This window comes from Niallia oryzisoli, from assembly GCF_036670025.1.
Taxonomy (GTDB): domain Bacteria; phylum Bacillota; class Bacilli; order Bacillales; family Cytobacillaceae; genus Bacillus_BD; species Bacillus_BD oryzisoli.
The window spans coordinates 2,363,008-2,387,461 of record NZ_CP137640.1 but is presented as its reverse complement, the minus strand read 5'-3'; the positions used below and the strand labels follow the sequence as shown (position 1 = coordinate 2,387,461).

General features: G+C 35.6%; 21 protein-coding genes, 1 tRNA gene and 2 pseudogenes. 9 read left to right on the top strand and 15 right to left on the bottom strand.

Annotated elements, in window-relative coordinates; translation table 11 throughout:
- Window positions 1-218 precede the first annotated feature (218 nt).
- A complete protein-coding gene (locus tag R4Z09_RS11975; protein ID WP_338452524.1) occupies window positions 219-1,994 on the bottom strand; it encodes an ABC transporter ATP-binding protein in 1,776 nt (591 codons plus the stop codon).
- Entirely contained in the window at window positions 1,978-3,744 is a 1,767-nt protein-coding gene (locus tag R4Z09_RS11970) for an ABC transporter transmembrane domain-containing protein (protein WP_338452523.1), read from the bottom strand. Before R4Z09_RS11970 ends, R4Z09_RS11975 begins: the two co-directional genes overlap by 17 nt.
- A 309-nt stretch (window positions 3,745-4,053) precedes the next feature.
- On the opposite strand from R4Z09_RS11970, the gene R4Z09_RS11965 reads away from it, so the two are divergent.
- A complete protein-coding gene (locus tag R4Z09_RS11965) occupies window positions 4,054-4,395 on the top strand; it encodes an MFS transporter (RefSeq protein ID WP_338452522.1) in 342 nt (113 codons plus the stop codon).
- Between the two features lie 401 nt (window positions 4,396-4,796).
- Window positions 4,797-5,756, top strand: coding sequence for a M20/M25/M40 family metallo-hydrolase (locus R4Z09_RS11960; protein ID WP_338452521.1), 960 nt, complete (start codon window positions 4,797-4,799; stop codon window positions 5,754-5,756).
- A gap of 143 nt (window positions 5,757-5,899) precedes the next feature.
- Here the strand turns inward: R4Z09_RS11960 and R4Z09_RS11955 are convergent, their stop codons facing one another.
- The 3 genes from R4Z09_RS11955 to R4Z09_RS11945 all read right to left on the bottom strand — a co-directional run bounded on the left by R4Z09_RS11955 (window position 5,900) and on the right by R4Z09_RS11945 (window position 7,759).
- Window positions 5,900-6,316 (bottom strand): hypothetical protein, encoded by a 417-nt coding sequence (locus R4Z09_RS11955; RefSeq protein ID WP_338452520.1) that lies wholly within the window; start codon window positions 6,314-6,316, stop codon window positions 5,900-5,902.
- A gap of 293 nt (window positions 6,317-6,609) precedes the next feature.
- Window positions 6,610-7,308, bottom strand: coding sequence for a phosphatase PAP2 family protein (locus R4Z09_RS11950; protein WP_338452519.1), 699 nt, complete (start codon window positions 7,306-7,308; stop codon window positions 6,610-6,612).
- Window positions 7,301-7,759: a DedA family protein gene (locus R4Z09_RS11945; RefSeq protein ID WP_338452518.1), complete on the bottom strand. Its 459-nt coding sequence runs from the start codon at window positions 7,757-7,759 to the stop codon at window positions 7,301-7,303. Before R4Z09_RS11945 ends, R4Z09_RS11950 begins: the two co-directional genes overlap by 8 nt.
- Before the next feature lie 711 nt (window positions 7,760-8,470).
- Here R4Z09_RS11945 and R4Z09_RS11940 point away from each other — a divergent pair.
- Window positions 8,471-8,638, top strand: coding sequence for a hypothetical protein (locus R4Z09_RS11940; protein ID WP_338452517.1), 168 nt, complete (start codon window positions 8,471-8,473; stop codon window positions 8,636-8,638).
- A gap of 15 nt (window positions 8,639-8,653) precedes the next feature.
- A tRNA-Gln gene (locus tag R4Z09_RS11935) sits at window positions 8,654-8,729 on the top strand.
- Window positions 8,730-9,240: 511 nt separating this feature from the next.
- Here the strand turns inward: R4Z09_RS11935 and R4Z09_RS11930 are convergent.
- The 4 genes and pseudogenes from R4Z09_RS11930 to R4Z09_RS11915 form a co-directional block, all read right to left on the bottom strand.
- Window positions 9,241-9,390: a hypothetical protein gene (locus R4Z09_RS11930; protein ID WP_338452516.1), complete on the bottom strand. Its 150-nt coding sequence runs from the start codon at window positions 9,388-9,390 to the stop codon at window positions 9,241-9,243.
- A gap of 649 nt (window positions 9,391-10,039) precedes the next feature.
- Window positions 10,040-11,327: pseudogene (locus R4Z09_RS11925) on the bottom strand (IS110 family transposase).
- 403 nt (window positions 11,328-11,730) lie between these two features.
- Window positions 11,731-12,153, bottom strand: a complete 423-nt coding sequence (locus R4Z09_RS11920; protein ID WP_338452515.1) for a hypothetical protein — start codon at window positions 12,151-12,153, stop codon at window positions 11,731-11,733.
- Window positions 12,154-12,839: 686 nt separating this feature from the next.
- Window positions 12,840-13,430, bottom strand: a complete 591-nt coding sequence (locus tag R4Z09_RS11915; protein WP_338452514.1) for a molybdopterin-dependent oxidoreductase — start codon at window positions 13,428-13,430, stop codon at window positions 12,840-12,842.
- Between the two features lie 636 nt (window positions 13,431-14,066).
- Here R4Z09_RS11915 and R4Z09_RS11910 point away from each other — a divergent pair.
- From R4Z09_RS11910 to R4Z09_RS11895, 4 genes are all read left to right on the top strand, one after another.
- Window positions 14,067-14,276 carry a hypothetical protein gene (locus tag R4Z09_RS11910; RefSeq protein ID WP_338452513.1) on the top strand — a complete coding sequence of 70 codons (210 nt, stop codon included), beginning with the start codon at window positions 14,067-14,069 and terminating at the stop codon, window positions 14,274-14,276.
- A 474-nt stretch (window positions 14,277-14,750) separates the two neighbouring features.
- On the top strand, window positions 14,751-14,960 hold the full coding sequence (locus tag R4Z09_RS11905) for a hypothetical protein (protein WP_338452512.1): 210 nt from the start codon (window positions 14,751-14,753) through the stop codon (window positions 14,958-14,960).
- A 113-nt stretch (window positions 14,961-15,073) separates the two neighbouring features.
- Complete coding sequence (locus tag R4Z09_RS11900; protein ID WP_338452511.1) at window positions 15,074-15,283, top strand: hypothetical protein; 210 nt, start codon at window positions 15,074-15,076, stop codon at window positions 15,281-15,283.
- A gap of 1,083 nt (window positions 15,284-16,366) precedes the next feature.
- Complete coding sequence (locus R4Z09_RS11895) at window positions 16,367-16,567, top strand: cold-shock protein (protein WP_150442733.1); 201 nt, start codon at window positions 16,367-16,369, stop codon at window positions 16,565-16,567.
- A gap of 644 nt (window positions 16,568-17,211) precedes the next feature.
- Here R4Z09_RS11895 and R4Z09_RS11890 read toward each other — a convergent pair.
- The 6 genes and pseudogenes from R4Z09_RS11890 to R4Z09_RS11865 form a co-directional block, all read right to left on the bottom strand.
- Entirely contained in the window at window positions 17,212-18,765 is a 1,554-nt protein-coding gene (locus R4Z09_RS11890) for an IS200/IS605 family accessory protein TnpB-related protein (RefSeq protein ID WP_338452510.1), read from the bottom strand.
- Window positions 18,707-19,387, bottom strand: a pseudogene (locus R4Z09_RS11885) (IS607 family transposase). Before R4Z09_RS11885 ends, R4Z09_RS11890 begins: the two are co-directional and overlap by 59 nt.
- A 222-nt stretch (window positions 19,388-19,609) precedes the next feature.
- Window positions 19,610-20,857, bottom strand: coding sequence for a DUF4153 domain-containing protein (locus R4Z09_RS11880; RefSeq protein WP_338452509.1), 1,248 nt, complete (start codon window positions 20,855-20,857; stop codon window positions 19,610-19,612).
- 48 nt (window positions 20,858-20,905) lie between these two features.
- On the bottom strand, window positions 20,906-21,121 hold the full coding sequence (locus tag R4Z09_RS11875; RefSeq protein WP_017153334.1) for a helix-turn-helix domain-containing protein: 216 nt from the start codon (window positions 21,119-21,121) through the stop codon (window positions 20,906-20,908).
- An 11-nt stretch (window positions 21,122-21,132) separates the two neighbouring features.
- Window positions 21,133-21,615 (bottom strand): DUF2975 domain-containing protein, encoded by a 483-nt coding sequence (locus tag R4Z09_RS11870; RefSeq protein WP_338452508.1) that lies wholly within the window; start codon window positions 21,613-21,615, stop codon window positions 21,133-21,135.
- A 305-nt stretch (window positions 21,616-21,920) separates the two neighbouring features.
- Entirely contained in the window at window positions 21,921-22,559 is a 639-nt protein-coding gene (locus tag R4Z09_RS11865) for a DUF3885 domain-containing protein (RefSeq protein ID WP_338452507.1), read from the bottom strand.
- 166 nt (window positions 22,560-22,725) lie between these two features.
- On the opposite strand from R4Z09_RS11865, the gene R4Z09_RS11860 reads away from it, so the two are divergent.
- Window positions 22,726-24,000: an IS110 family transposase gene (locus R4Z09_RS11860; RefSeq protein ID WP_338452506.1), complete on the top strand. Its 1,275-nt coding sequence runs from the start codon at window positions 22,726-22,728 to the stop codon at window positions 23,998-24,000.
- Window positions 24,001-24,454 lie beyond the last annotated feature (454 nt).

Genomic DNA, 24,454 nt, shown 5'->3' with positions numbered 1-24,454 from the left:
AAAAAATCAAAAAGCCACGAAACGCTTTCATACCAACGCGCTTCGTGGCTTTTATCCATTCTCTCAAACCTTTCTCTTCCCTTATCGTTTAAGTCTATTTTTTAGTCTAGGAATGCCCCACCCCTGCAAGATTGGAACGTGAATTAGATAATAACTGGTTTAGTTGTAACCGTTGATATGTGATTCTTTTAAGTTTGCTAACTATGATTTTAAAAAGATTACGAAACGACGAGACCATTTTGCAACTGGAACATTTGATAATAGAGTCCTTTTTGCGACAATAGTTCCTGGTGTGTTCCTCTTTCGACAATGTTTCCTTGATGCAAAACGAGAATTAAGTCAGCATCTTGAATCGTTGATAATCTGTGCGCGATCGCAATCGTCGTTCTTCCTTTACGCATTTTTGCTAAAGCAGCTTGAATTTCTTCTTCTGTTTCCGTATCAATATTAGCCGTCGCCTCATCGAGAACAAGAATCTTTGGATCCGTAGCAATGGTTCTGGCAAATGCAATAAGCTGCCTCTGTCCGCTAGAGAAAGTCGAGCCACGCTCAACGACTCGATGCTCGTAACCATCTTCTAGCTTTTCGATAAAGGAATGTGCACGAACAAACTCCGCTGCCTCTTTTACTTTTTCATCGGTCATTGAATCGTTATGCAAACGAATGTTATCCTTTATCGTCCCATAAAATAGGAAAGGGTCTTGAAGGACGAGCCCCATTTTTTCCCGTAACTCCTCACGTGAATATTCCTTAATGGACATCCCATCAATCAAGATATCCCCTCGCTCAAATTCATAAAACCTCATCAGCAAATTAATGATTGAACTTTTCCCGCTGCCCGTATGACCGACCAACGCGACCGTCTCACCCGGTTTTGCCGTGAAGGAAATATCTTTGAGCACATCCTTTTTCCCATCATAGGAAAAGCTGACGTCACGGAACTCGATTTCTCCGTCTTTGATTTTTGTTTCACTCGCATTCTTTTGTTCCGGTGCCATTTCTGTTTCATCAAGCAGTCGGAATACCCTGCCAGCAGCAATAATCGCTTGTTGATATAACGATAGCTGCCTCATCACGTCATTCACTGGCCTAAAGAAACGATGCAAATACGTTGTAAAAGCATAGACCACACCGATTTCGACAGGACTATTTAAAGAGGTAATCCCGAAATAGCTTAGTGCCATAATTAAAGAACCAAAATACACGAGCTCGACTGCAGGTCTTAAGAGCAAGCTGTCTAGTTTAATATTTCTACGACCGGCAAGAAAATGCTTTTCATTGATCGTTGAAAACTCTCTTTCCAGTCTTTTCTGCTGTCTGAACATTTGGATCATGGCCATTCCCTGTAATGATTCATTAATCTTTGCATTCAACAGACCTAATTGTTCACGCATTTCCGCATAATAACTTGAACTGTATTTCCGATACATTTTTATGATCAAAAAAACAAGCGGAAGAATGATTAAACAAAATACTGCCAATTTCACATTTAAAATGAACATCGCGATAAAAATGCCGATAATTAAAAATCCACTTTGGATAAAGCTGGCAATGACCGTTACAAACAGTTCCTTTATGGCCTCTGTATCATTCGTCACTCTAGAAACCGTACTTCCAGCTGGAGTCTTATCAAAATATTTTAACCCGAGCCCTTGTACTTTTCTAAAGACATCCACACGGATTTTCTGAATGATTTTTAAGGCAATCTCCTGAAATTTATATTGTTGAAAATACGTAATAAACGACCTTGCTACATGAATGGCAAGGTAGCCTCCTCCTAGAACGAGCAATGGCTGAAGAGGAAGATGTCTCGGTGCTAAATAGTGATCAATAAAGTGCGCAATCATTAGCGGTCCGACAATTTCCCCCAATGTAGCCAACGTCAGCAGGATAAAGGCAAAAATAATTTTTTTATAATGAGGGGTCGTATAGGAAAGCAATCGAAAAAGGATCGTACGCTGCTCCTGTTTTGTAAATTCAGTTGTTTTGCCCATGTGCTCCCCCTTTCTCTACAAGTGCTTCTAACTGCTGATGGAGATACATTTCCTTGTACCAGCCATCCCGTTCCATTAGCTCATAGTGTGTACCCATTTGTGCAATCTCTCCTTCATCAAGAACGAGAATCATATCCGCATGCTGGATCGCACTTAAACGGTGTGCTGTAATAATCGTTGTTTTTCCAGCACGAGTTTCCCTTAATGAGGCTAGTATCCCTTCTTCCGTTTTCGCATCAACAGCAGATAAAGAATCATCGAGAATTAGGATTTCCGGTTGCATCAATAATGCTCTGGCGATGGATATTCTCTGCTTTTGTCCACCGGAAAGTGAGACGCCCCTCTCGCCGACAATCGTATCATACCCATCCGTAAATTGAAGAATATCATGATCCACCTTCGCTAATTTCGCGGCATGATGAACCTTCTCGATTGAAGCATCCGGCTTTGCGAATGAAATGTTTTCTGCAACCGTAGCAGAAAATAGGAAATGCTCCTGTGGCACATAACCAATTGCTTCACGAAGCCTTTCAAGTTTAAATTCATCTATACGTCTTTCGCCGATTAAAATGTCTCCATTAAAACCTTCACTTTCCCTAATGAGAAGCTTTAATAACGTCGTTTTTCCAGCTCCTGTTTTTCCGACAATGCCGAGGGTTTCTCCCCTTCTTAACCGAAAGTGAATTTGTTTTAATACAGGCTGCTGTTCTCTTGGGTACGTAAAATCATTAATATGAAACGCAATATCCCCAGTTGGAACTTGATCTAGCGCATCCCGTGTATCTTTTACATCCACGGGTTCGTCTAAGATCTTCCTTATCCGGTCATAAGAGGCTCTTCCTCTTTCCAAAATATTAAACAGCCAGCCAAATGCCAACATCGGCCAGACTAGCAGCCCTAAATAAGCATTAAACGAGACGAGTTCTCCAATTGTAATCATTCCATCTATCACGAACTTTGCACCAAAAGCAATCGATAAGAAAAAAGAGACCCCTACAATGCCAGCGATGGTTGGGTCATATAAGGCATCCACTCGCGCAACGGCCAAGTTCTTTTTCACGACATCGGCTGATTGGTGATAAAATTCTTCGACATCTTCCTTTTCTTGACCAAATGTTTTAATGACTTTAATTCCTGTAATACTCTCCTGCGTTTTGTCGTTCAAAGATGAAAAGGCTTCTTGCGCCTTATAAAACCGTTCATGAAGCAAACGACCATACCAGTTTGTCATAATCGCCATGAATGGCATGGGGATTAAGCAAATTAGCGTTAATTCCCAGCTGATTGTAGCTGCCATGATCACAACAACCGCAATTCCAATCGTCAATGAATCGACCATTGTTAATACGCCGGCTCCTGCGGTCTGCTGAATTGCCTGTAAGTCATTCGTCGCATGAGCCATTAAGTCCCCTACTCTTTTCTTTTGATAGAAGGTTTGCGACATTTTTGTAAAATGAGCATACAGCATATCCCGCAGCTGTCTAGCAAGCTTAAGAGAGGAACCGAAAATCATGACCCGCCAAAAATAGCGAATGACATACATCGAAATGCCTATGACCGTTAAAATGATCATCCATTTCAGAAGCTCGCTTCCTGTTAAAGTCCCTTCTTTAATTGCATCTACAATAATGCCAATGATTTTTGGCGGAACCAATTCAAGCATCGATACCACAATTAATAAAAGGATTCCTACAATATATGGTCTTTTTTCCTGTTTAAAGAACCATTTCAAATCCATAAAAACCTTCACTCTTCCACCCCCTATAAAAACATTAGAATATGAAAACTGTCATCTTCTCAGCACCAAATAAAAGCACTCATTTGTGAGTGCTTGTCCTCTTTCATTTTTACTGCTAAATGCTGTGAACTGTCGTTCCGGCCTCCAATTCACTACAAAAACCAAAACCTAAGAGCGGATACAAGTTTACAAAAAAATTTAGCAATTTTCAAATAGAAAGAATGATCACTTGTAACAATCATTGTCTATTAATTGTCTAGTTTAAGCAAGGGATTCAACTCTTATTTTCTTAAAGCAAGCTAAAACAAAATTTCTTAGTGGTTGGTATTCTTTACACTAGGACTGATCTTCCTTAGCCAAGCAGACATAGATTGGTATATTATAGCTGCGGGTGCACTTGTAGCGCTCGGTTATGGTACGCTATTTTCTTGTTGCCTAGCGATTGCGGTGAAAAATTCTCCACGTCACCGGGTCGGCCTTGCTACATCAACGTATTATATTGCCATGGATGCCGGGTCAGGTATTGGACCTATCTTCATAGGGATCATTGTACCTTTAGCTGGGTATCGTGGAATGTATATGACAATGGCTGTTATTGTATTTTTGTCTATCTTTCTATCTTTCTATACTATTTTGTACACGGGAAGAAGACAGAATCTATAAAACAATATTCTAAGGCAAGTTAAGAAATTGAAAAATTAGAGTCAGTAGTAGGTTTTAGTTATTTCATTAAAGCGCCCGTCCATAACTTCCTTTTAGGTGTTTCGGGTCCAAAATTGTTACATGGAATAACTGTTTTAAAAAATCATAAAACTATTTGATACTTTTATATATTCCCATGAAATCTGCTTTGTGGAATAATTCTCGAATTTACAAAAATATCAATATCTGAATGACTGAGTAGCTTGATACTAGTATGAGCTGCTCTTTTCTTTGTAATTCCAATCTAAAGTCTATCTTTTTTAAAAAATTGGGAGGAGTTCCTTTGATTATAGCGAATCTTTAATTATGGATGAATATAAATCCGGAAGAATAAATATACAGAAATGAGGAAGATGACTTTTATGAATGCAAAAATGGTAAAAAGTTCAATCATTGCAGGGGTAGTTACGATTTCAGCCTTATTTGCAGCTGGAAGTGTATCTGCAGCACCAAAGAAATTTGCCGGAGAATTGGCGTATCAACATGTTCAGTATTTGACGGAGGAAATCGGACCGAGGGTTGCGGGCAGTGAAAATGAGACGAAAGCGCGCGAGTACATCATCGATGAGCTGGAAAAGTTGGACCTAAAGGTTGAGGAGCAGGAATTCAGTTATACAAGAGGGGGTAAAATTACTGAGTCCGCCAATGTCATTGCCGTAAAAGATAACAAGCATACAGACAAACAAATCATTGTTGGCGCGCACTATGATTCGGTTAGTGTTGGAAAAGGCGCTGATGACAATGCTTCAAGTGTCGGGGTCATTCTCGAAACGGCAAAGGCACTGGAAAAGCGCAATCTCGCCTATGATATAAAATATGTCTTTTTTGGTGCAGAAGAGACAGGTTTACAGGGATCGAAGTATTATGCTAACAATATGTCTGAAGAAGAAATCGATAACACCATCGGGATGATTAATCTTGATAGTTTACTAGCTGGCGACAATATCTATGTTTACGGTGGAGCTGGAGAAGATGGATGGATCCGTGACTTAGCACTTGATATCGCCAATAAAAAGAACATTCCTCTCGAAACGAATTCGGGCATAAATCCTGAATATCCAGAAGGTACCACAGGAGATTGGAGCGACCATGCCCCATTCAAGGCAAAAGGAATCTCGATTGCTTATTTTGAAGCAACCAACTGGGAACTTGGCGATCAGGATGGCTATACACAAACTGAGAAACATGGTGAAATCTGGCATACAGAGAATGATAATCTTGAATTTTTAGAAAGAGAATTCCCTGGGCGCGTTCAAGAACATCTTAATCATTTTACGAATATGCTCACTTGGGTTTTAGCTGATATTAAAAAGGAACAATAAAAATAAATGCACCATCCAGCCTCATCTGGATGGTGCGTTGATGTATTCTAAAAATTCTCCACTACAACCTGTCGTTCTGTTTTGTCCGATTCCATTTTGCGCAATGGTGTATTATAAATTTCTTATTATAACTTCTGGATTTTTTATTTTATTAAATAACTTTTTCTTGTTCCGTATCTCCTCCGGTAAACGAATTTTCTTAAATCATCGTCTTTTAAATTCCCGTCATAACATAAGAAGAGTAAAGATTGAAACTCTTTATAGTTCTCTATGACAAAAAGAGCGAACTCTTTTCGTTCGCTCTTCATTTTCATTTTCATTTCTTCCTTTGAAAGGATGTTGTCAAGCTTGTCTTGGTAATAGCCTTTCGTATCTTCCCATTTATCTTTGCGATTCACCAAAATATCCTGACCATACTTCGGTAATTTTTCAATAACAAGGTCGATATATCCCTCAGACCACATTAACATTTTATCCTTATCTGGAAGCTCAAGCACCATTTTTAATAATTCCGTTTCATTCATATCTTTTTCAATTGCATATTTTCCGACACGATTCATTTTATCACCTCAAATATGAATCTTTTGGTCTTAGTTTGTAACAAAATAACCAAATTAAGTATGGAAGTATTATCAAGGTATTTATATAAGTGTTGCTCCACAAACTGTCTTTTTTATGTACAAAAGCGCAGATTGATTTAATGGAATAACTAAAATATAATCTCAATCCTAAAATCACTTAATTCTTCTTCAACTAACGCACCTGATAGTTTAAGTATAATGTTTCACAAACTTATTTTAGAAATACGAAAAGATTATTTCCTTAGACCCTTTCACTTCAAATCAGGGGGGAATCAGGTCCCTTCTAAATTGTTTTTTCTCCTCTTGCTCCTAATTTCTAAAATTATTTTTAAAAACATCAAACAAATAACTAACCAAGCACCTCCAGCCGAAAAACCAGCAATAACATCACTAGGATAATGAACTCCAAGATAAATTCTACTTAGACCTATAAATAAAACTAAAACGGAAAAAAATATGATAGTTATTATTTTTGCACTCCTTTTTTCGAAAAAAAGAACAAGGAAATACGTTAACATTCCATACATCACAAATGAAACCATGGAATGACCACTTGGAAAGCTATAGCCTGTTTCTTGAATAATCGGATGAATAGTGGGTCTTGTTCGATGAAAAATCCATTTAAGTATCGTATTGAAAAAAGAGCAACCTAACACTGCTATCAAAAAGAACAATGCTTCCCACCTTTTTTTATTTAAGATCATGATGATAATAGTTAAGATTGAAATCCAAATAACAGCTTTAAAGGAGCCTAAAAAGGTAATCAATTCCATTAATTTTGTATGTTTAACAGAAATAAATGATTGAACCCAATCAATAATAGTTAAATCGAATTTATGTAATTCTTTCTCAATAAGTTCGTCAGCGAATTTCCAAAAAATAAAGAAAAACGCAATAAAAACTGATATAGCATAAAAAATAAACCTTTTTGTAGGTGATGTTAGCTCCTTGAATATCATTTTTTCACTCACTTCTTAATTGACTTCTTCTCTTCCAAAATATATATAAGACAATTGCAAGGACTAATACCAGCATAATGAAATATACACTATATTTTGATATATAAGATTCCACCAAATGCCATTGTTCCCCAAGCACTCTTCCTAATGAGATAAAAGTAAAACTCCAAAGCAATGCACCAGAATAAGCATAAACAACGAATTTTTTAAAAGGGTATTTATTTACTGCTGCGATGTAAGCCGCAAAATGGCGAACTCCAGGAACAAAGTAGCCAACTAATAAAACTGTCGGTCCTACTTTTTGAAACAAATTCTTCGTCAAAAATTTACCTTGAAAGACATTGTAGCCAACATATGTTAAAAGAACCTCATCAGGGATTGGAAGACCTACAATACCGCCAATTAAAACTACAATGATTCCTAAATATCCAAAATGCTCAATTAGGAAATCAATATGCTGCATAATTATTTCCCACCTAAGAATTAAATATTTTCCTACTTAAACAAAGGGTTACTGACTTATCAGCAGCACTAATCGATGACAAATAACCTTCCATACAAGGTACAAGCATTGGTTGCATGACCAGTAGGAAAGCTGTAACCACTAACCTCAATGAGTCGATGTAAATCAGATCTTGCCCTGCGAAAATACAATTTTAATAAGAAGAAGAGGATGTTAGAACCCACCATTACAGCAAAAAATAGTATTAACTCGGAACGATGTTTTAATACATTTGTATAAGAAGACCAATATAAGAATGGAAAGTGGCACAATGGAAACCGTAGAACCTATATAGGTAAAAAATTTAATAATGACTGTCAATGCTGGTGCTTCGAATCCTTGAATATAAGAGATAACAGTGCTATCGAAATAAACAATCTTATCGTCAGTTACCAAGGTCGCTAAGATAGCAAAACCGGCTAGTGATATAATATTTATTATCAAAGCTCTCGTAAGATGAAGTAGCCCCTTTTCGTTTAAGTGAAAATATTCCTTTTTGAACTAAACTGCCTGTTAGATTCCATAAGGCGATTCACATTAATCGTTCTTATGAGCGGTGAAAAGGGGATTTTCGAATGCATCAATATTTTTCAAAGACTTAATACATAATAAAGAAGCGCAAATTAAACTAGTCTTTAATAAAAATGCTGAATCATAAAGGAGACTTTTAAAATGGCACAAAATCATCAGAATCAAGAACAGTATCAGCAAGCACAACAGGCTGTTCAACCTACTCAAGCTAATATAAATCCAAGAAACTTACAACAAGCTCAAGCACAAGAAAGTTCAGGTCAAAAAAATTCAAGCCAACAACAAAATGAACAAAACCGTTATCAATAATACTAATCCCCTTGTTGGACTATAGCCAAGCCAAGTGGTAAGGCAACAGTCTTTGACTCCGTGATTGTTGATTCGAATCCAGCTAGTCCAGGCTTGAAGATTTGTTCATTTTAAACTGTTTTGATATTGAAGCGTAGAGAGCTTCAATATCTTTTTTACTTTGCGTAATGAATCTTTATTTTTGGTAACACCCTGCAATTAAACTGCTTCTTGTAGAACTCTATCCGTAATTTGAGATAACACTTATTTTTTAAAAGCTTGCAAAAAAAGTTTTTTCCTCTTTGGTTTTATTTACTTTTCTGCTTGCCATTGTTAAAATCCATCCATTATTAAACCTCCTTATTACACTTAAAAGGTCTAGTTCCTAGTAAGTAAAAGGCGACTTTCTTACATTAATTCCCTTTAGCTTGATAACTTCAACGCAAAAAGGCGTTAATCCATTGGATCAACGCACCCGTTAGTTGAATCAATTATTAAATAAAACATAAAAGTTAAATCCAGTTTACGATGAATACAATGTTTCTTAACTATCGCAATTGAAAAAAGAACTTCGAATAAGAAAAACATAGGGAGATTTTAGTCTTCCTATGTTTTCATTCATATTATTTATCTATTTGTTTTTGCTTCTTTTTCAAATACTCCCCACGTAATTTTTCAAGTTGCTGCTTTTTATCAAATTTTTCAGGTGTCTGTTTTTCATGAAATTTTGTCACAGCTGCCTGACCTTTGTAATCCAATTGGTATTTTCCCACTTTGTTCACCTACTTTTCTTGTCTTTAAAGAGAATCTATTCAACAAATATTATACCTTATTTTACTGAAGTAAACCTTGTTAGATTAGTGTACTGCCATTCCTTTCATATATCAGTAAAAATAGTAAAAACTTAGTAAAATAATTCATCACCAATATTTTTCTCCAAAAAATCACCCCTTGTTATTAACTTTTCTACTTATATCTATCTTGATCCAAATAGTACCTTATTCAACTAACCTCCCTCTATATAGAAAGGGAAATCTCTCGATTTCTCTTGTTTTCTCCAAATTACGCAGTAGTCTGTTTGAAAATTTATTTGAATATTGGAAGAGTTGTGTACTAAAGGATAATTTTGGGGGCAAAGTGAAAAAACAATTAATAGTTACCAAACCAACCTTATCCTAAAGGTGGATATATAGGTAAAGAATGGTCGCACTGGTGGATCTCCACATTTCTCATGGAGGTCAACCCTCCCATTTCTCACAGAGTCTTTGCTCCAAAATTCCTTCGTCCAACCTTTCCATGAGGTGGATGTCAGTCATGCTGCCCGACAGGGTCTTTGCCCGTACTTTAGTTGTTTTACTGACTAATCCGTGCTTCAAATGTTTATAACAATTAACCTACTAAATAATCCCGATGAAAAGAAAATTAAGCTGCTGCTTTCTGTAATGCCACCATATGAGGAATGTCCCTTAACATACGTTCCTCACTAAATTCACACTGTTTTTTACCGATCGTGAACAGAATCCGTATGAGCTTATTACAAATTGCGATTAGAGATTGCATCTTCTTCAAAGGGTTATTTGGGCGTTTTGTAAAATACTCATGTAAGGCTTTAAACGCAGTATTTTTAGCCACCAAAGGCATTGCTACTCGAAAAAGGAGAGCTCTTAAGGTCTTCCTTCCTCTCTTTGTAATTTTGGTTTGCCCTTTATGCTTTCCAGAGGTATTTTCCTTTAGACTAAGCCCAGCTAATTTGATAATTTGTCTTGGGTGTGAGTAGTAAGTTAAATCTCCTACCTCTGAGAAAAACCCTGCAATTGTGTCTTTCCCTATTCCTTTAATAGCCAACATTTGTTCAACACCAGGAATTTGTTCAAGAAGTTTATCTATGTTAGATTCCAGTTCTTCGAACTTTTCAATTATGAGTTCATACTTATCTATTAATGTGCGAAGCTCTAATTTAGCCATATCCGAACCTTCACGAATGCCAATTGAAACCATTGCCACCTGCTTTAGTTCTTTTATTTTACTGAGTCCCACCGCACGTTTAACAGCTTTTCGAAGGTGTTCAAGTATTTCTTGTTCTGTATGATTGATTAATTCATTTGGCAATAAATTAATTCAATAATTGTATTGCAGCCTTACCTTCCCAATCTTTAAAGACGGTAAGGAATTCTGGAAAGTAGCGATCTATCCAATTATGGACTTGTCCTTGAACTGCTTGAAGGTCAACAGATAAGAGATCACGTATTTTTCGAGCCACTCTAAGTTCTGCATATACTCCTTGTGGAATATTAGGTTCGGCATATCTCCCGTCTTTGACGAGCTGTGCAATAACTCTGGCATCCTTTACGTCATTTTTAGTAGGAGAATTATCATCTAACTCTTTACTTTTCTTTACATGCATAGGATTTACCACTACAAACTTAATATTTTGTTCCTTAAGGAAGTGAGCTAAATTAAGCCAATAATGACCTGTCGGCTCCATTCCTACGATCACTTTTTCCATTTTGTTTTGATCCATTAAGTTTTTAACCCACTCTATGAAACCGTTAAAGCTAGATTTAGTATTTTCAAAGTATAAGGGTGCTGAGAATTCTAAACCCCTAAAGTCTTGGGCTCTTGCCACATGCTTGTATTTAGCAATATCAACACCTATAATTAATGTTTGAGAAGTAATTTGAGCAATTTTTTTATTTTGGTTATAATTCATTTAAATAGCCTCCTGGTAGTATGTTTATGTCCTTTTTGCCGCCAAGCTTGGGACACTCATATCTTACCAAGGGGCTTTTTTATATTCAAACCTCATATTTCTTCATTACAGGAATGCTGCCCGTTAACTCAATAACAAATAGGATCGTCGCAGGGACCCTTTCTTCTACTCCTGTACTCGTTCATAATATAAGGTTAGCCAGATATTTCGATATTTCTGGTTGACCTTTTTTTATATGGTTTTATTTTATCGATAGTCGGGGTAGAACGCCGCACCCGTGGGAATGTTTATTTACGATGGATGGATATCATGAGATTATATTTAAAGTTTACGTTTCCCCAAAGTCATCACACCTATAGATTCTGCGATTCAATCGAATCGAGAGTTGTATGATTTTGAAAACCTATTTGTCCCATAGTTTATCCAATTCACGTACTTGATCATATGCTTTTAATAGATATTCGGGTACCAGTGTTCTTCCACATTCCCAAGAATTCTCTTCGATTTCTGCTAAAAGCTGTTCCTTTTCTTCTTCTTTACCGTAAATGAGAGTCTTTAAAACTCGTGGATTTTTCCTATATTCTAAGTAATAACCGAGCTGATGATAAAGAATAATTTTTACAAAGTTTTCATCTGTTTCTTTCATTTTAAAGTTAATTTTAGCGTTATATCCGTTAATTTGAATGTAGTTAAACTTTATCGTATTTGTCGAAACGTTATAACTCATCGGTGCAGTGAGTTTTTTGTTGGATTCAACATTTATTTTAAGTTTGAGCTCTTGTAATGTATTTATAATTATCTTCTCAATATCCCATATATAAAGCATTTTTCTTTACCCTTCCTAAAAAACATTTTTAACAATCGAAAAACCTTATCTTGCTTCAATTTATTATATCCTCACCAAAAAGTTGTTTTAATCTATATAAAAGCATTTTATTTTTATAGTAATTTCTAAACGATTTTTTACGTAATTTGCCACATATTCCCAGAACATGTAAAGTCTTCTCTATGTAACCCTCCTATTGAATTAAACTACATAAACAAAGCAAATATAAAATTGTCACGCTGAAGTCGTTTTAACATTATAATATGCTGAATACTGTAACAAGAGCCATTTATCATAATTAGTTATTGAACTAAACTGCTCGTTCGTGCAATAAAAATGGATGGTGCCTGGCACACTAAAAAAAGCGATCCTCTAAGTATCGCTCATTTTACATTATTGCACCCGTTTGTGAACAAAATGAGTTGTTTTCTTTTAACTTCTGTCCACTGTTGACTTTGAATTAACTATTAGCCTTTACTCACAATGTAAAGAGATCCTCAATGAGAAAAATACTACGGTTTTTCTTTCTGTTTTCATTTTTGTCGTTCTTCCATTCGGAATAGATGGAATCCATTCCTATTCCATTAACCTGCACCGTTACAAAAAAATGGCCTTGCTTTTTTATTGGAAGCAAAGTATCAAAAGTTTAAGTACTTCCCACCCTCCTTTTTGTTTCATAGCCTGTGTTAACGGTACCGCTCTTCTTTAAATGGATTTGCTGTCATCGAATAGCCAAGCTCTTCCCAAAAACCAGCCTCGTCTACTTTCATAAACTCAATCCCTGAAACCCACTTTGAGCCTTTCCATAGATAAAATACTTCTGGTGGAATAAACCTTAGTGGATAACCATGTTTTTGATCAATATCATGCCAATCATGATTTTTATCCTTCCAACGGTATACAAACAAAGAATCGTCCCCTAATAAAGGCTCTAGTGGCAGGTTTGCAGAATAACCAAATCTGTCCCCATTGTAGTAACCGTAAATTTTAATGTATTTCACACCTTCATTAATTTCAACAAACTTCAATAACTCTCTAAGTGCAATTCCTTCAAAAGTTGTATCAAATTTAGACCAGGTGGTAACACAATGCATATTAACGGTTGATATGGTCTTTGGAAGCCCTCTGATTTCCTTATAGGATAAGGACTTTTCTTCCTTCACCTCACCAAAAAGTCTGAAATTCCATGTGATATCATTAAAATCAGGAACATCCCCTGTGTGCAGTATTGGCCATTTTTCTGTTTCGAATTGGCCAGGTGGGAGCTGCTTTTTCATCTTACACCATCCCTTTTTCATCTTAAACGCTAATTAAATCACAGTGCTTTGTATAGTATGCTTTAAAATAATGAAGGCATACTGTAGTCAAATCCGTTATTTGAGATTTAACTAAAATTTGGAACCAGTATATTCCCATAAATTTCTTATTCCACTATCCTGCCATTTAGCAAAATAAGAAAAGGCGTTTTCAGTTGTTCCAGAAACGCCCCCATTATTGTAAGTACATCTTTTCACATTTAATCTAAATCAAACTCAAACTTAAAACCTGCAAGTTTAGCCTATCAAATACGTTTCATGAAGTCCTTGGCACGGACGCTTTCCTTATTTCGAAAAGCGCCCAATCGCTGAATATTAATAATATTATTAAGTGCGTCCAATACACAATAAGGATGTTCGCTAAGAGTTATTATTTTTCAGTTGCTATATTCCCCATTGCAATAGATATTCTATTCCAACTGTTTTCAAGCGGTTGGACCTATAGCCTATCCTTTTTTGTTCAAAAAAGAAAAAATAGTAATTGTGATTTAAATAATTATTTAGGAAAAAAATAAAAAACGGACGTTTCCTACTACGCAAAACGTGGGCGGCGGATCAATTTGCACCAAAGACAATAAAACAAAAAGGGAGATATAAATGCTCTATAAAACAGCACAAGTTGAAATGGGTAAGGAAGCAGAAGTTCAAAATTATTTAAACAGTCTCGGTCTAAAAAATGAACCATATACATCTGACGGAACTACTTTTATTGAAATTGAAGCTCCAACTGATTCAATAGTAGAGGAAATTAAGAAATTGGAAGGTGTAAAAAAAGTAAAGGATACTGTTTTCTATTCAGGGGGTTAAAAAAGAGAATAAAAACGGAGCCGCCTTATGTGACCATTCCTAAAACGACCGAGATGATTCACAGTCTAAAGTAGCCAAAGATGTATTTCTGTGTTCACATGAGGGAGTTAAATTCATGATGAAACAAGGCAGGCTGGAGGAGCGGCCGCAAATGGAGGACCAACTCCTATCATAAACAATGGATAAATAAAAAAGGCAGCACTTATCATAGTGCTCGCCTTTTTCAAGCTGTTTGTGTGTATCAGTTTACTTCCGCTCTTCTGATCGCTACAAATGATACTCATTAAACGAAAGCTACCCGTTAGCTGAATAAGGAAAAATACAATTTATACAACTATCCAAGCTCTGTCCCTACCGCTGATTTTTCACACTTTTCCCCTGCATTCCAAGGATTTTTGGACTGTATATGTCTAATGGCTCCAGGTCATTATCTTGGGTATAATACAGTTTATATACATTTGAGAGGGAGATAATATGAGGCTAAGAAATGGAGATTTTTATACAAATGTTTTTACCAATAAGTTATATAGGTTAAATGAAGATAACGATAGCAGCTGGTACATGAGTTTGCGTGATGAAGAAGGTTATCATGAAACAGAAAAGATATCAGGTCGTGATATGATTAGATTGGTAGAAGGTAGTTATAAAAAAGCTAATGAAAAAGCTACCCCATTCCTGTCATAGTACCTGTAATCAGATTTTTTTAGTGGAAAGTAGGTAAAACATGAGACTATATAAGAAGTTCCAAGGAAAAATTCGCCTTTATGTCGAATATAGTATATAAAGGGGATTATCCAATGAATAAAGTTGAGTTATTAAAAAAAATGCTAAATAGTAGTCGAGGTAATATGTTTTCATTAGAGATTCCTACTACAAAAGAAAATGAAAAAAAGATTCAAGAATTGGTTAGTGTATTAGAAACAGAAAAAAGAATTAAATTAAGAGAATATGTACAGAGAGAATACTCAGTTTACTTACATGGAATAATTAAGTATGCATCCGAATAATCGGATGCTTTTTTTGTGTGATTAACTATAGGGGTCTTCAAGTTATACAGTTAGCCAAGATGGGCATAGAATTATTATTAGATTTTAGAAATTGTGGACCTTCATAACCTATAGAGCCAATAAATCCCTTGATCTATTTTCTTAAATTAACCTTCTGCTATAGTCGAATAAGTAAAAGGATCGCCGCGGCAATCCCCGTTGTTCAACTCTTGCAATCCGTTACTTTAAGTATATTTCTTCACAAAATTGACCTTTTCAAACTACATTTATTAAGGGAATTTAACTAGAAGTTCTAATGATAATTTATTATTTCATCAATGAACCTCTCATGACTAAAAGTCACGAGTTTCCGGGTTGATGCTTACGCACATTGACCACAAGTGGCGGGGAACACACCGCCGCTATCCCGTTAGCAAAAGCCTTTGGGACTACTTTTTTGACTACTTTTCGGCTACTAAGTTCAAACGGTTTCCCCCCTTTTCGGGCGGACCCTCCTTTTCTTCGCCTAAGTAGTTTACGCCTTAATGCTTGAACATTTTACGTGACAAAGCACTTCTTGTCACAACCTCATATGTTCAGTTTTCAAAGAACAATTGCCCAATTAGTACAAGTTTATTATAGCACGTTTGTTCGGGACGTTCAGCAATTTTGGCTAAAGCCAACCAAAAATTCATCCCATGTCTAAAGACGGGCTCACGCCCTGCACGGGTGTTCTTTTCGGAAAATAATAAGCCAACTTGACGTTATATTTGTTCCCTTTTGAATTCTCTCCACTCATTCATAGTCATGTCAGCTTTTGCTCGATTTTTCAAACCATGTTAAAAATTGCAGATTATCCATTCGTTTAACTTAAGAAGAAAATCAACAATATCGTTTAACAGATCCTTACTTTTAAACCATTATTTGCTTTTGGATTGGTGAAATGCTATAGTGCTTTTAAACCATTTTACTTTAACGATAAAGATTTAAAGGAGCTGTAACTTCAACGGAGATAGCAAAATTAAATCTTCTTAGAGGTTACAGTTTTTACTTTTATTTTGTCATTTGTAAAATGGTCGATAAAATTTTAGGAGGATTTTTTTAATGGCAACTGGTAAAGTTAAATGGTTTAACGGTGAAAAAGGTTTTGGATTTATTGAGCAAGAAGGCGGAGATGATGTATTCGTACATTTCAGCGCTATTCAAAGTGAAGGCTTTAAAAATCTAGATGAAGGTCAAGAAGTTGAATTTGACATTGAGCAAGGTCAACGTGGCCCTCAAGCTACTAACGTACGTAAATTATAATTGACCATATTTAAAGAGAAGGATAATCCTTCTCTTTTTTGTTTTCTTATCATATATTCTCTTTCATTCCACATTGCCGACATTCTCTTGTCTCGCTGGTATATGAATTTATAATTTCGTTTATAATTTGTATTTTTCGAGATCAATCTTTATAAAAAAAGTCTAATTATTTCATGATTATTCTTCCATTAAAGCACCCGTTCGTGTAAGTACATCTTTTCAGATTTAATCTAAATCAAACTCAAACTTAAAACCTGCAAGTTTAGCATATCCAATACGTTTCATGAAATCCTTTTTTATTGGGCACATGAAACTGGACATATTTTAAAGAATCCAGTTGCAAGAATATATTATGGCTTCTAGTTAGAATACCGTTCGAAATTAAGTAGAAATAAATATCATTCCACTTAACGCAAGGGCAAGAACGATAAACCCCTCACGGTTCGCATGAGAGAATTGCACTCTTACATCAAAGGTATAAAGCCACATCACACAGATACCAAGGACATCTGAGGACCAGTACCACTGCCTTGATGGGTAATCCAATACCTGCTAGGTCTTGCAGTGTTGCATCTAAAGCTACGATTTCATGGGCATGCTTTCTTCCTTACAGGTTCAACATGGCATTGCCACCGTAAATGCAACTAGATTCGGTTTAATAAATAAATTTTATTGTTAAAACTATATTTCTTCCACTGCGTACAAATTTCTTTCCACTGACTCAATCGGTCCATTTTTAAGATCGAGTCTTTCTTATTCTTATTTAAAATGTGGTGTTGAGGGATCTTTTCGATTCTTTTGAAGTTTAAACATTTTCTTCCAATGACAAGTGCTGCGCTTTCATGTGAACTAATTCCGTACTTCTTCATAAATTTATGATGTCCAATTTGACTCGTATACGCAGGATTTACTGAAATACATTCAATACCAGCTGCTTCACATTTGCTCTGTAACATGGATTGATAAGTTGAGTAAGCAAAACCACTTAACATTTTTGCTTGTTTAGGCGACATCCGTTTTAAATTTTGTTTTTTCTTTTTGAAATCTAAGTTCTCAAACCCAATCGGCTTTGCTTTTTCTATCGCATAGAGGATGACTGTTTTTAATGCCACGCTGAGGTTTTGTTCTGTTTGTTCACTTGTGCAATGAGTAGTTTGATAGGGAACTTGAAAGGAATGCACGAGATTTCCAAATCGGTCAACATCTGAAACAGCTAAGAAACCATAGTTATAATCAATCGAAAGAATTCCGTTATTCTTCAATGAAATGATTGGAGGAATATCTACATCAACCGTAACGTAAGCATACCAATTGCCATTCTTACGAACAAACTTCCACGTTAACGCTCTATAGTATATAACTTGATTCATTTTACCCTTTGTATAACCTATACTGGGGATTTTTGCCTTATCTATATTTTCTTGTCCGTAACCAAACATAACATTTGTAAGGTTAACGTAGTTGCCAAACACTTCTTCATCCTTCGAAAACACTCGAATTCTAAGATTATTCTCTACATCATATGTGCACGATTGATTCCCGAATGTTTCGTCCTTTGATCCAATTAGGGTGAATTGGGCAGCTCTTTTTTCTTCCCATTCCTTTTTCCACTGCCTAAAAGTGATGCCGTTTTCTTCAAGATGAAACTGTTTTTGGAACAAGTCCTTTGAGCCAAAACAGATTCTTATCTTTTCTTGTTTAAAGTCACCTTCTAATTTTTCTAGTTTTAATAGTAAGGAATACAGTTTTCTTTTCTTTTGATGAATGGATCTCTTTATATTCCGATATTGCATTACCTTTTTGAGGAAATTTGCCTCATTCCCTTTCATTTTGAGGAGTTTAGATTGAAGTTTCACTTTCTGTTCTTCTTTTGAACGGATGAGGTTAGTAGTGTTTTTAACTTTTTCATTCATGTCTTTCCTATATAGCTTCGATAATTCCAACTTAGATGACATTCGACCATCTAATTGTTTTTTAATGCTGTTATATTGACGAGCAGTTATCTTATGTGCAGCACAATATAATTTCTTTAAATCACCTGATGGTTTCTTTCGCACATATAAATCAACAAAGAGCTTTCTTTCAAGCATTCCAAAGTATTTTGCATTCTGATGGAAATATTCATAAACTGCTATAGTGCTATGATTCTTGAGATTGATTATGTCGTTCTTCAACTTCGTTTGATAGGTTTTGAACATCCATAATCGACTCCTTCACTGTTTTTTGTAATTCCTTGTGTTTTTTACTACGAAGACCATACAGTTTCCCCGAGAAACTAGTGATAATACTGATAAGATCATCAGCTAATTCTTCCTGAACTGTGTTAGTTACTTCCTCTTTATCAAGTACATGAATAGTTACCCCATGACTATTAAAATATTCTTCTAGATATCCATAGCCGAATCTTGTTAGTCTATCTTTATATCGAATAGCGACATCCGTAATCTCATTTTCTTTCGCCCATTTCATTAATTTATGAAGTCCTTTTCTTCTATCATTTAATCCCGAACCAACGTCAGACAAGATACCTATGATTAAAACATCCTCATCTAAGTTTTCTTTTATGAAATGGATTTGTCTATCTAAATCACCTTTTTGTTTCTGTTCATTTGAGGAGACTCTGGCATAAATAGCCAATTTTTTCTTCCTGAATTCGCTTGAGCCCCCGCGTATCCTTTCTATTTCACTTAATGGTATTCTTCTGCGTCCCCCAGGTGTACGCAAAACATGAATGATACCCGCTTTATCCTAATTCTGAATGGTTTTGGTTGAAACTCCAAGTAATTCTTTTGCTTCTTTCATTGTCATTAACTTATCCATGAATCAATTGTATTATCTTTAATTCGAATATTCAAATATTAACATATACATATTTCTACTTTTTTCTACAAAGAAGGTCAACTGCTGTTGACCCTTTTTTTAACTTTATTAATGAAAATAAGCCGATAATATGCAACTCTGCATAAAAAGCTGTATATTATCGGGACTAAGGATTTTATACGTTATAGAAGATTAGCGTTTCGTTACATTAACAAAGCCATTCTAATTAAAAATTATAGGAAAAGTAAATGTAACGAAAGCTGCCCAAATTCCGTAGACCGGCAAATACTTTGTAACGGCATCTTGGATAGTTGAAGGTCCGGATTTATTTTGTAGAAAACGCATATAGGAGAGCATAATCCAAATTAGATTTGCCCAGATAAGTATGTTTACTCCTAAAACAGCAAGTCTATTAGGCGTAATCCCATAAGAAGAAAGTCTGAACACGATGGCTGACAAAGCCACACTATCAATGATAAGCGCAAGAACAATTAAGGAAAAATTTATATAATCTGAAATGTTCTTTTTCTCGTCTGAGTCGCTCTCGATAATGGAAAATATGGTAACTGCCAATACACCAAGGAGTATTCCGTTGAAGACTATCAGGAAATTGCGGTCCAAGAATGGATTTTTTCCGACCCATATAACCGTTATAAGATAGACTAACAATGTGACCAGGACAAGAGGACTAAAAATTTTAGCTATATATGGTGTAATATTCTTAGCAAGTTTAATATTCATTGATACCAGGTATGCAGCCATAATAGCGAGAGCGGCAGCACCAAATAAAACGACATTACTAAAATAGAAGTCTTCTATATCTAAGCCAACAAAGCTAAATAACCGCATGGTTAATGCTGCTAGTACCATTCCGCTAACTGCTATACTGGCGTAGAGAATACAATATTCCAAATTAAATTTAATATAGGCTAATCTTGTACTGCCTTTTGAATATTCATTTCCTGTAAATGCAAGCCCTACCAATACCCATAAGAATATGGGAAGGTGTAAATAAACAAGGATAATACTGTCTTTATCATTTAATGGCAGCATATTAAGATAAAACCCGGAAATTAGGAACAACGCTGCAAGGGAATAAATCACACTTTTTTTCGGAGTATTATTGTAAACAAAATAGGCAGCAATAAAGGGAATGATACCAAAAGCCAGGTTAATTGGGGCAATTGCTTCCTGTTCGACAAAATGGAAAATGATCCTGGTGCTTATCCCGGCTATAATGGCTAATATGCCCATGAATAAGAAACCTTTTTGAAGCAAGGAAGATTTTTCTCTATTTGCTGTCTCCTTGAAATGCAATCTTTCATACCAAACACCAAGAACCTCAGAATCAGGATTTTGTTCCCATGCTTGTGCGAATGACTTTTTAAAAGCTTTCGGGTCTTTTCTATACATTCTCTCCAGCTCATGAGGGTTAGCGATATTTTCAATAATCAAATTGTTAATGTCCATAGTTATACCTCCCCTAATAATTGTTATATTAAGTTTCCTCCACCATGTTTAACTGTCTTCGTCACTTTTGTATTCTAAAATATCTCCAGGCTGACATTCTAAAGCCTTACAAATTGCCTCTAAAGTGGATAATCGAATCGCTTTTGCCTTTCCATTTTTCAATATAGAAAGGTTCGCCATTGTTATTCCAACCTTCTCCGAAAGTTCTGTTACGCTCATTTTCCTTTTTGCTAACATCACATCAATATTGATTATAATTGCCATTGTTATTCACCTCAGACCGTTAAATCATTTTCTGATTTGATATTAATTGCTTCTTGTAAAAGTTTTTGGAGAACAGCAGCAAAGACTGCGATAACCATCGAAGCAAAAGGAACAACCAATCCGACAAAGATAACTCCTGGTGCATCGTCTACTTCCGCAAAGATAAAGAAAAGCGGCCAAACTAGCACTTGCAAAATACTGATTGTGATGGCACAGTATTTGATTTTCTTTAAAGCTTTTACAGATAAATCGGAGAAAGCTTTATTTTTGTCAATATAGCATAAGAGTTTGAAAGCCTGATATAAAGCAAAGTAAAAAGGGATCGCCGATACATCAAATGCGATGAAAACGAGATATTTAATAAAAACAAACTCCGGAAGCAATTTTACTGCAAGATTCGCCATCTCAGGCACCAAAAAGAGGCACAGAGCAAGAACTGGGACTCCTAAAAGAATAACAGCTATTTTTAAAAACAACGTTGTTACTTTTCCCATAAAAAGCACCTCACTTATTTATTCTGATTTTGATTTTAATATATAATTTATCGTTTTACAATAAATTTTTATTAAATTAAATAACATTTTTATTGTATGTTTATGTTTAAGCAAAAATAAAAAGCATTCCTCATTCAAAGAAATGCTCTATAACTTTAAACCATTAAATTTATAACTTGTACAGCTAAAATGCCCGTTAGTGCAATAAAAATGGATGGTGTCTGGCACTTTTATAAGAAAAGAGCTGCCGCCGCAACTCCTTTTTGAACTCTCGCACCTGTTAGCAAAAGAAAAACTAAATTCCTTTATTTAAATACCTTGTCTATTTCATTCCTATCGTAATCTAAAATCCAATCATTGTGTCCTTCATAAATATGTCTAATTGTTTCGGGCGATGTCGCTAATAAGTCACAACCTCTGTCATCGTAAACGTGTAATATAGTTTTCTTATTGATATTTATGAAGTAAACTCTATGGAAAATACTCGGTTTCAACCCCAAGTCTTGATTACAAATTGCTTTTAATAATGGGACGTATTTAAAATCAGATGTTTTGCAGCATAGAGAAAATCTATGAGTTTTATATGTAACTTCTTCATCATCCTCTAGGTATATATAAGGTATTGCTTGATGTTTCAGCCTAAACAATAATGATTTTTCAACATAGCGAGAAAAGTTCTTTAACTGATGTCTAATGTTTTTGCCCCTATCAAAATCATCTACATCCATCAAGACAAAAATATCTTCCATTGGAGAATGCAAAGCTTCAAATAATGTAATTGCCCTTTTATAACACCCCAGTACATAGGGGTTGTTGGGGTAGTCATACTCCCTTTTCCACTCCACCCCTAGTTCAAACCGTATACCCATATCCCAACAATAAAACAAGGGTGGTCTAAGTTCTAAGTTTGGAAAATTCTCATTCATAAAATTGTTTAAAAGCATTTTGCACCTCTTTTCTTACTATCATAATATCACCGTTCTTGAACTATCCTGCCTTGTTAGAATTCCTGTAGACAGCTAATTATCAACTTTGAAAAAAATTAGGTCCCTCAGTAAGATATGAGTATAGATACCACTCTAACTCAAAACCTTAAGGAGGAACCCTAATATGAAGTTTAAAATGCAAGACAAACAAAATCAACTAATTGAGAGAATTTCAGATAAACACCTCGTGGTTGGTGTGGATATAGCCCAAGAATTACACGTAGCTAGAGCTGTAAATTTCCGTGGAATAATAGTCGGCGATCCTCTTACATTTGAAAATAATGAAGAGGGTTTTGCTAGATTATTACAATGGATTAACCAGTTAAAAACCTTAAAAGATTTTACTTCAACTATAATCGGCATGGAACCTACAGGACATTACTGGGTTAAACTATCAAAATGGCTATATGACCAAGATATTGAAGCAGTAACTGTTAACCCACACCTCGTAAAAAAGAATAAGGAAAACCGTGATAATAGCCGTTCAAAAAGTGATAAAAAAGATGCTCTTGTTATTGCTGATATGGTCAAGAATGGTTACTATTCCTTTATTCGACCTACTTCTGAGGCCTTTGAAAAACTAAGAGTTTTAATGTCTAACCGTGACATATCGGTTAAACGACTTGTCAGTGCTATTAATCAAATAAACCGTTGGGTTGATATTGTTTTTCCCGAACTTCGTCAGGTATTCAAAGATGTTAAAGGCAAAGGGGCAATAGCAACTCTACGCTTATTCCCTACACCACTTGAACTCCGTTCAATGAAAGCACAAGATATCGTTTTAGGCTGGAAAACCCAAATGAAGAGACAACCTGGTTTAAGAAAAGCACAGGTATTAATTGAATTAGCTATGCATACAGTCGGAACCCGACAAGCACTTGACGCTTATAAGCTACACCTGGAACAATTGATTCAAGAGTTTGATCTAGTAACCCCGCAGCTTGAGCGAGTTGAAAAGGAAGTCACTGATGTCCTTAAACATATACCTTTCGCAAGAAAGGTACTTGGCATTAAAGGAATTAGCGAAATTTCCCTTGCAGGCATTCTTGGAGAATCAGGAGATCTAAGTGGATTTGCACACGGCAATTCTTTATTGCGTCATGCTGGATTGCATCTTGCAGAGGCAAGTTCAGGAAAATGGAAAGGTCAAATTGTTCTCTCTAAACGTGGGAGATCTCGTTTACGGCGCTTCTTGTATTTAGCGACTATGAGTCTTGTCATGAACAACCCTGATTTTAAAGAACTACACGCTAACAATGTTAAAGTGAAAAAGATGAAGAAAATGAAATCAATTATGAAATTAATTAATAAACTCGCAAGAGTTTTAGTTGGAATGGCCAGAAATAATGAATCTTATTGTCCCCACAAAGTAAAACTAATTGCACCAATGGCTGCTTAACTAAATAAACTAAAAAATATTTTTTATATTAATATCATAATTATTTACTTTAAGATTAATAACTTTCGAATATTGGCTTATTCGTAGGATTTCAAAGAAAGTACGAAGTACCGGATTTATTGTGCAAAAGGGCTCTGACCCGTTCCGTTAGAAAGACCGGCATCTACCACTTGGATAGGTATGACGAAGGAATGAGAGGGCATTTGACCCGTTGAGACATGGGAGCGAAAACCTCCAGGGGTGGCGTGAAGTATACGTACATTATATGGAAAATAATGGAGATGCCACTACCTCCTTTATTTAAGTACGCCTTCATGTAGCCAAAATGCTAACAACGCCTTTCATCCGTCCCCTAAGGTTATTTCAAGTGATTTGAAATCCTGCGAATAAGTGAGTATTTGAGAGCTAATCTTATCTAACTGAGGGAGTACAATAAGAAAAATGCTGCCGAAGC